This is a genomic window from Janthinobacterium rivuli, assembly GCF_009208735.1.
GTDB lineage: Bacteria > Pseudomonadota > Gammaproteobacteria > Burkholderiales > Burkholderiaceae_D > Janthinobacterium.
The window spans coordinates 76,311-85,007 of the sequence record NZ_WFLJ01000025.1 but is presented as its reverse complement, the minus strand read 5'-3'; the positions used below and the strand labels follow the sequence as shown (position 1 = coordinate 85,007).

Annotated in this window: 6 protein-coding genes; all 6 read right to left on the bottom strand. The window is 64.3% G+C overall.

From position 1 onward, the window contains the following. Positions 1-868 (bottom strand): CheR family methyltransferase (locus tag GCN78_RS26775; protein WP_152254412.1); only part of this gene is annotated, 868 nt, incomplete at its 3' end. Then, positions 865-1,323 (bottom strand): chemotaxis protein CheW, encoded by a 459-nt coding sequence (locus GCN78_RS26770; protein ID WP_152254411.1) that lies wholly within the window; start codon positions 1,321-1,323, stop codon positions 865-867. The genes GCN78_RS26775 and GCN78_RS26770, both read right to left, overlap by 4 nt. Before the next feature lie 4 nt (positions 1,324-1,327). Further along, on the bottom strand, positions 1,328-3,139 hold the full coding sequence (locus GCN78_RS26765; RefSeq protein ID WP_152254410.1) for a methyl-accepting chemotaxis protein: 1,812 nt from the start codon (positions 3,137-3,139) through the stop codon (positions 1,328-1,330). 186 nt (positions 3,140-3,325) lie between these two features. Continuing rightward, positions 3,326-4,561 (bottom strand): argininosuccinate synthase, encoded by a 1,236-nt coding sequence (locus tag GCN78_RS26760; RefSeq protein ID WP_034759383.1) that lies wholly within the window; start codon positions 4,559-4,561, stop codon positions 3,326-3,328. A gap of 69 nt (positions 4,562-4,630) precedes the next feature. After that, positions 4,631-5,551: an ornithine carbamoyltransferase gene (gene argF / locus GCN78_RS26755; protein WP_152254409.1), complete on the bottom strand. Its 921-nt coding sequence runs from the start codon at positions 5,549-5,551 to the stop codon at positions 4,631-4,633. A gap of 284 nt (positions 5,552-5,835) precedes the next feature. After that, a complete protein-coding gene (locus tag GCN78_RS26750; protein WP_152254408.1) occupies positions 5,836-8,688 on the bottom strand; it encodes an ATP-binding protein in 2,853 nt (950 codons plus the stop codon). Positions 8,689-8,697: the final 9 nt, after the last annotated feature.

Genomic DNA, 8,697 nt, shown 5'->3' with positions numbered 1-8,697 from the left:
TGGCCGGCGCGACGGGCGCCGAGGGAGCGGCAGCGCGCCTTGGCGCGGGCGGCACGCTGCGCAGGGCAGGCAGCGGCGCCACCTGGATGACGGCGGCCGGCGGCGTGCTGTCCTTTTTCAGCGCGAAGGCCTGGCGGAACTGCAGCGTCGCAAAGCCGTTCTGGCAGAATGACGGCACTTCCGCATAACCGGCCAGCAGCATGCCGTCGTCGGCCAGCAGCGCCGACAGATTCTCGATGGCCGCGCGCGTGGTCGGCTTGTCGAAGTAAATCAGGAGGTTGCGACAGAAGATGACGTCGTAGTGGCGGCTGTAGGTGGCGGTGTCGAACTGCAGCAGATTGCCCTGCCTGAAGGTGACTTGCTCGCGCAAGGAGTCGATGATGCGGTAGGCGTCGTCGGCCACGTGCGTGAAATAGCGTTCGCGAAAGCCCACGTCCTGCGCGCGAAAGGCGTTGCGGCCATACACGCCGGCCTGCGCCCGCTCGATGCAGCCGGGACTCAGGTCATACGCGTCGATGCTGAACGCCTGCTTCGGCACGCCGCCGTCGCGCAGCGCCATGGCCATCGAATACGGTTCCTCGCCGCCGGCGCAGGGGATCGACAGGATGCGCGTGGCGCGCCCGCGCGCCCAGCGTTCCTGCACCAGTTCGACGGTGGCGTAGAACGCCTGCGGGTCGCGGAACAGCCACGATTCCGGCACCACCACCAGTTCGATCAATTGCGTCATTTCGGCCGGCGTGAGGGCCTGCAGGTAGGCTACGCTGTCGGTAAAACCCGTTTGCTCCATGCGCTGGCCGACGGCCCGCTCGGCCACGGCCTTGGAAACGGACAGGCCGGTGGCGCGGCGCAGCAGGGCTTGCGCCGTCATGTCGCGCCCGCGTCTTGAAACAGCAGCGCGCGCACGTCCGGCGGCAGCAGGTGCGCCAGTTCCACCAGCTGCACGATGCCGTCGGCGTCGCTGGCCACCTGGCCCAGGAAGGGCGCCGTCGCCACGCCGCTATCGTCGAGCTTTTCCGTATCGATGTCGGCGATGCCGCGCACCTGCGAGGCCAGCAAACCCAGCGCGTGCATGGTTTCGCCGCCAGGCGCGCGGTAGTCGACAATGACGATGCGCGTGTCGAACTGCGCGGCGGCGGCCGGCAGCCCGGCCAGGCGCGACAGGTCGATCACGGGCACGGGCGTGCCGTGCAAGTCCATCAGGCCGGCCACGTAGTCTGGCGTGAGCGGCAACTGTTTCAGCTCCAGCAGCGGCAAGACGCGCACGATGCCGGCCAGGGGCAGGCCATAGCGGTCGCGTCCTATGTGAAAGAGCAATACTTTCATGGGATCAGATGGTGACGGCGAAGGTCGACACGCTCGACTGCAGGTCGCCCGCCGCATATTGCAGCTGGTGCACCGCTTCGCTGGTGGCTTTCAATGACTCCACCGTCTGCTGCGTGGCGTCGTTGAGCTGCATCATGGTGTCGGAAATCTGCGAGGCGCCGATGGCTTGCGACTGCATGCCTTGCAGCACGGCGTCGAATTGCGGCGTGAGCTTTTGCACCTGGTCCATCACGGACGACAATTGTTCCGCCACTTGCCGCACTTCGCCCACGCTGCGGCGAATTTCTTCCGAGAATTTATCCATGCCCATCACGCTGGCGGACACGGCCGACTGCATTTCCTTGAGCATTTGCTCGATATCCCAGGTGGAAACGGAGGTCTGGTCGGCCAGGCGGCGGATTTCCGTCGCCACCACGGAAAAGCCGCGACCCGCCTCGCCCGCCTTTTCCGCCTCGATGGCGGCGTTCAGCGACAGGATGTTGGTCTGGTCGGCCACCTTCGTGATGGTGATCAGCACGCTATTGATATTGCTGGCTTTTTCCGACAGGGCCGCCAGCTTGGCGTTGATGGAATCGGTGGCCGAGACCATGTGCTGCATGGTCGAATCCATGCGCTTGAGGTTGTTTTGCGCTTCGGCCGTCGCATTCGTCGTGTAGTCGGCCACGGCGGTGGCATCTTCCATAGTTTTGAGCAACTGGCTCGTGTTGGCCGAAATTTCCTTGGTGGTGCTGAGGATTTCCACGCTCGTTTGCGCCTGCTCGATGCCCGTGGCTTCCTGCTGGCGCGCCGAGGCGGCGATTTCCGTGGCGGACGTCGTCACCTGGATGCCGGCCTTTTGCACATTGTTGAGCAGGCTGCGCAGGTTCTCGAACATCTTCGCCAGGCCATTGCCCAGCTGGCCGATGGCGTCGTTGCCCGTGATGCCGACCTTGCCCGTCAGGTCGCCCGAGGCCGCTTTCGACACCACTTCCAGCAGCGAATCGACCTTGGCGCGCAAGGTGTTGGTGGCGGCCAGTTCGTTGGCCTGGTTGTCCTGGATGGTTTGCGCCATGCGGTTGAACTCTTCCGTCACCTGACCCAATTCGTCGCGCGAAATGATGGCGGCGCGCGCGCTCTGCTCGCCGCCGGCGATGCGCCCGACGGCCTCCGTCAGGTTGTTCAGCGGACTGAGGATGGAGCGGCCCAGCAGGTAGGAAATGCCCAGCGCCAGTACCACGCACAGCAAGCCGCCCAGTGCCAGGGTCAGCATCATGGTTTCCTGCAATTTCGCCGTGGTGGCCGTGCGTTCGGCCAGCAAGCGGGACTCTTCTGCCGCCGCTTCGTCGAGCAGCTTGTTCGCTTGCGCGATGGCCGGGTAGCCGGTCGGCGGCATGGTGCGCGCCACCGATTCCGTGGCGCCTGGCGCATTGCCCAGCGCGCGGCGCTTCTCGATCAGCGGGGTGATCCATTCCTTGACCCAGGTGGTGGTCAGCTGGTCGATCTTGCGGAAGCGTTCCGATTGCACCTTGTTATCGACCGTCATGGCGATGGCTTTTTGCGTGTGCTGCGTCAGCACCGCCATCTCGTCCGTTTCCGGGTTCAGCGAAGCGTCGTTGCCGGTCAGAATGAAACCGCGCGCTTCCACCTGGATTTGCAGGATGGAATTGTGAATCTTGTCGATCTCGACCTGCACCTCCATCGTGTGGCGGTCCCAGGCATTGGCTTCCGACAGGCGCGTAAAGCTGTTGTAGGCCACGGCCAGCAGGATCAGGATGATGGCCACGATGGAGCCGAAGCCCAGATACAGTTTATTCTTGATGCTCAGGTTCTTGAACATGGGAGGGCTCCGGAAGCGGGAAGGTCAGCACAATTGCACTGTAGCATTTTGCCACGCAGACAGCAAAATGGGGGCAATACAGGGGAGCGCACGGCCGAAAATCGCGGCCGAGTGCGTTTCAGACGTAAAAAAGCCGCCCGTGGGCGGCTTGGGTTGGCACGGGAGGCAGTGCCTCCCGGCAACTAATTACTTCTGGCCGCGCTTTTCGCGGGCGATGGCGGCGATGCGCATGCGCAAGGCGTTCAGTTTGATGAAGCCGCCGGCGTCGGCCTGGTTGTAGGCGCCGCCGTCTTCGTCGAAGGTGGCGATGTTCATGTCGAACAGCGAGTCCGTCTTCGAATCGCGCGACACGACGATGACATTGCCCTTGTACAGCTTGATGCGTACCCAGCCGTTCACGGTTTCCTGCGTGTGGTCGATCAGGGTTTGCAGGGCGACGCGCTCGGGCGCCCACCAGTAGCCGTTGTAGATCATCGACGCGTAGCGCGGCATCAGGTCATCTTTCAAGTGGGCCACTTCGCGGTCCAGGGTGATCGATTCGATGGCGCGGTGGGCTTTGAGCATGATGGTGCCGCCCGGGGTTTCATAGCAGCCGCGCGACTTCATGCCGACGTAGCGGTTTTCCACCAGGTCCAGGCGTCCCACGCCATGCTTGCCGCCAACTTTGTTCAGTTCGGCCAGCACGGTGGCGGGCGACATGCGCACGCCGTTGATGGCGACGATGTCGCCTTTTTCGTATTCGATGTCCAGGTATTCCGCTTCGTCCGGCGCCTTTTCAGGGCTGACGGTCCAGCGCCACATGGTCTCTTCCGCTTCGGCGCTCGGGTTTTCCAGGTGGCGGCCTTCAAAGCTGATGTGCAGCAAGTTGGCGTCCATCGAGTACGGCGCGCCGCCGTTCTTGTGCTTCATGTCGATTTCGATGCCGGCGTCTTCCGCGTACTTCAGCAGTTTTTCGCGCGACAGCAGATCCCACTCGCGCCATGGAGCGATGATCTTTACGCCTGGCTTCAGCGCGTAGGCGCCCAGTTCGAAACGCACCTGGTCGTTGCCCTTGCCGGTCGCGCCGTGCGAGATGGCGTCGGCGCCCGTGGCGTTGGCGATTTCGATCAGGCGCTTGGCGATCAATGGACGGGCGATCGAGGTTCCCAGCAGGTATTCGCCTTCATACACGGTATTGGCGCGGAACATCGGGAAGACGAAATCGCGCACGAATTCTTCGCGCACGTCTTCGATATGGATGTTTTCCGGCTTGATGCCGAACTTGATGGCCTTGGCGCGCGCCGGTTCCAGTTCTTCGCCCTGGCCCAGGTCGGCCGTGAAGGTGACGATTTCGCACTGGTAGTTATCTTGCAGCCATTTCAGGATGACGGAGGTGTCGAGTCCGCCCGAATAGGCCAGGACTACTTTTTTAATGTCGCTCATATTGCTTCCAGTTGTCGTTGTCGATGTATGTGTTGCGATGCTGCCGGGAGTTCTGCAGTTCCAGGCGAATTATTGGATTTTACCGAGTAACAGGTATTCGATCAGCGCTTTTTGCACGTGCAAACGGTTTTCCGCCTCGTCCCACACCACCGATTGCGGGCCGTCGATCACTTCGGCGGCCACTTCCTCGCCGCGGTGGGCGGGCAGGCAGTGCATGAACAGGGCGTCGGGCGCGGCGCGGGCCATCTTCGCGCCATCGACGATCCAGCCGTCGAAGGCGGCGATGCGGGCCGCGTTTTCCGCTTCGTAGCCCATGCTGGTCCACACGTCCGTGTTGACCAGGTGCGCGCCTTCGCAGGCGTCCGACGGGTTGGCGAAGAAGGTGTAGCGGTCGGTCTTGACTTGCGACAGGTCGATGTCGTAACCCTTCGGCGTCGACACGTTGACGTGGAAGCCGAACACTTCGGCCGCCTGCAGCCACGAGTACAGCATGTTGTTGGCGTCGCCGATCCAGGCGACGACCTTGCCGGCGATCGAGCCGCGGTGTTCGATGTAGGTGAAGATGTCGGCAAAGACCTGGCAAGGGTGGTGTTCATTGGTCAGTCCATTGATCACCGGCACGCGCGAATTGGCGGCGAAACGCTCGATGATTTCCTGGCCAAACGTGCGCACCATGATGATGTCGCACATGCGCGACATGACCTGGCCCGCGTCTTCCACCGGTTCGCCGCGGCCCAGCTGGGAATCGCGCGTGTTCAGGTAGATGGCGGCGCCGCCCAGCTGATGCATGCCCGCCTCGAAAGACAGGCGGGTGCGGGTCGAGTTCTTTTCAAAGACCATCACCAGGGTGCGGTCGATCAGTGGATGGTAGATTTCGTAGTTCTTGAACTTGCGCTTGATCAGATGGGCGCGTTCGATCACATATTCGTACTCTTCCAACGTGAAATCGGAGAACTGGAGGTAGTGCTTGATCGGTTTTTTTGTCGACATAATGACCACTTGAAGATGCGCAGGCCGCCGGCGGCGTGCCTTTCCCGCCGGGTTGCATCAGCGTACAACATCTCGTCTGATGACTGCCTCGCCCGGCGCGCTGCTGTGTTGATCGGTGCCAGCGCGACGCCTGTCGCGCGGTACGATGCGGTTTGCCAAGTTGAAAATAATGCAATGGCAAGTACTTCAGCCGTTCAATTATAAGGGTTTTGCTTTTAGATTGGAAAGACCGTCCGGGCGCGTACTTGTATAGGCAAGCCTGCGCCCAGGAAAAGGGCGGCCTATTAATAGATGCTGGCGGGCGCGGCGCCGTCCAGTCGGGGCGCCACCAGGGGCAAGTCCAGGGTGAAACGCGTGCCGGCGGGGCTGCTGGTCACCTGGATGGTGCCGCCCAGCAGGGCCGTGACGATGTTGTAGCTGATCGACAGCCCCAGGCCGCTGCCACCCTGGCCCAGCTTGGTGGTAAAGAAGGGGTCGAAGATGCGCGACAAATGCTGTTCGGCGATGCCGCCGCCATTGTCCTCGAAGACGATCCGCACGCGCGCGGCGTGCGCCGTGGCCGACAGGCGCATGCAGCCCGTGCCGGCGGCGCCATCGTTGGGCGCGGGGGCGAAGGCGTGCAGCAGCGCATTGTTGATCAGATTGGTGATCACCTGGCCGAACGGGCCCGGATAGCTGTCCATGGCGATGCCGAAGGCTATCTCCATTTCGATGCGGTGGCCCGAACCGCGGATGCGGTTCATGACGGTGGCGATGATTTCATTGCTCACTTGTTGCAGGTCGAACTGGCGCCGCTGCTCGGTGGTGCGGTCCACGGCCACCTGCTTGAAGCTGTTGACCAGGTCGGCCGCGCTGCGCAAGCCGCGCATCACCAGCGCCGATGCCTTGCGCGCATCGTCGATGAAGGCCGCCAGGTCCGAGCGGCGCAGTCCGGGACCGTTCATCAGGCGTTCCACATCTTCCGTCTTTTGTTGCATGGTGCTGGCGATCAATAAACTGTTGCCGATCGGGGTATTGAGTTCATGCGCCACGCCGGCCATCAGCGAACCGAGGGCGGCCAGTTTTTCCTGCGATACCAGTTGCGCCTGGGCATCTTGCAATTGCCGGTAGGCGCTGGCATTGTCGAGCGCGATGGCGCCATACGCGCACAGGGTGCGGAAGATCAGGCGTTCGCGTTCGCCGTAGGCATGCGCATGGCACGCCTGCACCGTCATCACGCCCAGCACGCGTTCGCCCACCATCAGCGGCACGTACAGCACGCTCTGGTTATGCAGGGTGCCGGGCACCGTGTAGGCGTGGCGCTGCGGCGGTACCTGGTCGATATACACTTCGCGCCGGCCCAGCAGGCAACGCACGGAATAGGCGCGCGGATTGCTCAGAGGAATGGCGTTGTCGGGCAGGGGATGGCCCGCCTCCATGCCATGCGCGCGGTGCAGGGCCGTGCCCGCCGCGTCGAGCATGTAGACGGCGAAGGTGTTGACCGGCAGCAAGGCATGCACGTGGCGGTCGAGCACCTGGAAGACGGCGCTGGCGTCGAGGTGGGTGGTGATTTCCTGGCCGATGGCCGACAGCCGTTCCAGGGTGTCGCTGGTCTGCTGCAGCACTTCGGCGCGGCGCGCTTCGGAGGCGGCCAGTTCGCGGTGGTGATAGCCTTCCGAGCGCGCATGTTCCGTCTGGTGGTAGATCTGCATGGCGGTGGCGCGGTTGCTCGCTTGCTGGGTGTGGCTTTTTTCGCGCGCCACGCCCGCATCGAGGGCGATATCGTAGGCGCGCGCATAGTCGCCCGCATGCGCGTATTCGCGCGCCAGCGCATCGAGCAGTTCGCCGGGCGGCGAGTAGCCTTCGATGGAGGCGGCCACCTGCAGCGCCTGGTGCAGGAAATGCAGGGCGGGATTGCGTTCCGACATGCCTGCGGGCGGTGGCAACTCGTGGCGCGCATGCAGCATGGCCAGCACGCGCAGCGCCGCCACCTGGTGCATGGCGTCGCCCTGCGCCGTGGCCAGCTGGCAAGCCCGTTCAGCCGCCTGCAGCGCCTCGTCCGGCCGGTCCAGGTAGGACAGCGCGTGGGCGCTGCCGCGTTGCGCCATGCTGCGGAAATCGGCCTGGCCCAGCGCTTCGGCGCGCTGCGCCAGCCGGCTGAAGGCGTCGAGCGCCGTGTCGTAGTCGCCCTTGTCCAGGCTCAGCTCGCCCAAGTGGAACAGGGCGTTGGCGTAGGTGCGCGCACCGGATACGGGCGCCAGGATGTGCAGCGCTTCGCGCAGCAAGTCTTCGGCGGCGGCCAGCCGCCCCAGCTTGCGCATGGTTTCGGCCGTATGCGTCTGGCAGGCGCCGATGCTGCGCGGCCAGCCCGTGGGACGGGCCAGATCCAGCGCGCACTGCATCCATTCGAGGGCCGATTCGTTGTCGTTGAGGCTGGAGAAACAGTCGCCGATATTGATGGCGGCCGTGATCGCGCCGCGCAGCTGGCCGCTTTCCAGCGCCGCCTCGTAGCTTTGCATGTAGTAGCCGGCGGCCGCGCCCAGGTCGCGCGAGGTGTGCGCCAGCAAGCCGCGGAAGTCATGCACCCAGGCCGCCAGCGGCGCGGGCAGCTTGACGCCGGCGTCGGCCTGGAGGTGCCCGCTCCAGCGGGCCTGGGCGGCAGGCGCGTCGCGCAACACGGCCCAGCGCGCCATGGCCGCGTCGGCCAGGCTGGCGCGCGTCGCATCGCCGGCGCCGCGCGCTTGCTGCGCCGCAGCCAGCAGTTCGGCGTCGCAGCGGGCATGGTCGCCACGGTCGACGGCGATCGAGGAGAGCAGCCAGTGGGCGTCGGCGCAACCGGCGCCGTTGCCGTGCGCGCACAGGATGGCGTGCGCCGCCATGGCCAGGCTTTCCGCGGCATCGAGCGCACCTTGCAGCCATGCCACTTCCGCCTGCACCAGTTGCAGGCGCGCGCGCGCCTGTTCCAGTGCTGCCGCATCCAGGCCCGCCAGCGGCAGCAGCAGATGCGCCTCTTCGCTCAGCGCAATTGCTCTAGCGCAATCGCGCTGGCGCAGATGCCACGACAGCGCCAGCAGCAGCGGTACGCGCCCGGCGCCGCGCAACGGCAGCAATGCGCTTTCCCACTGCGCTACGTCATGTTCGAGCGCGAACATTTCCATTCAAGCATT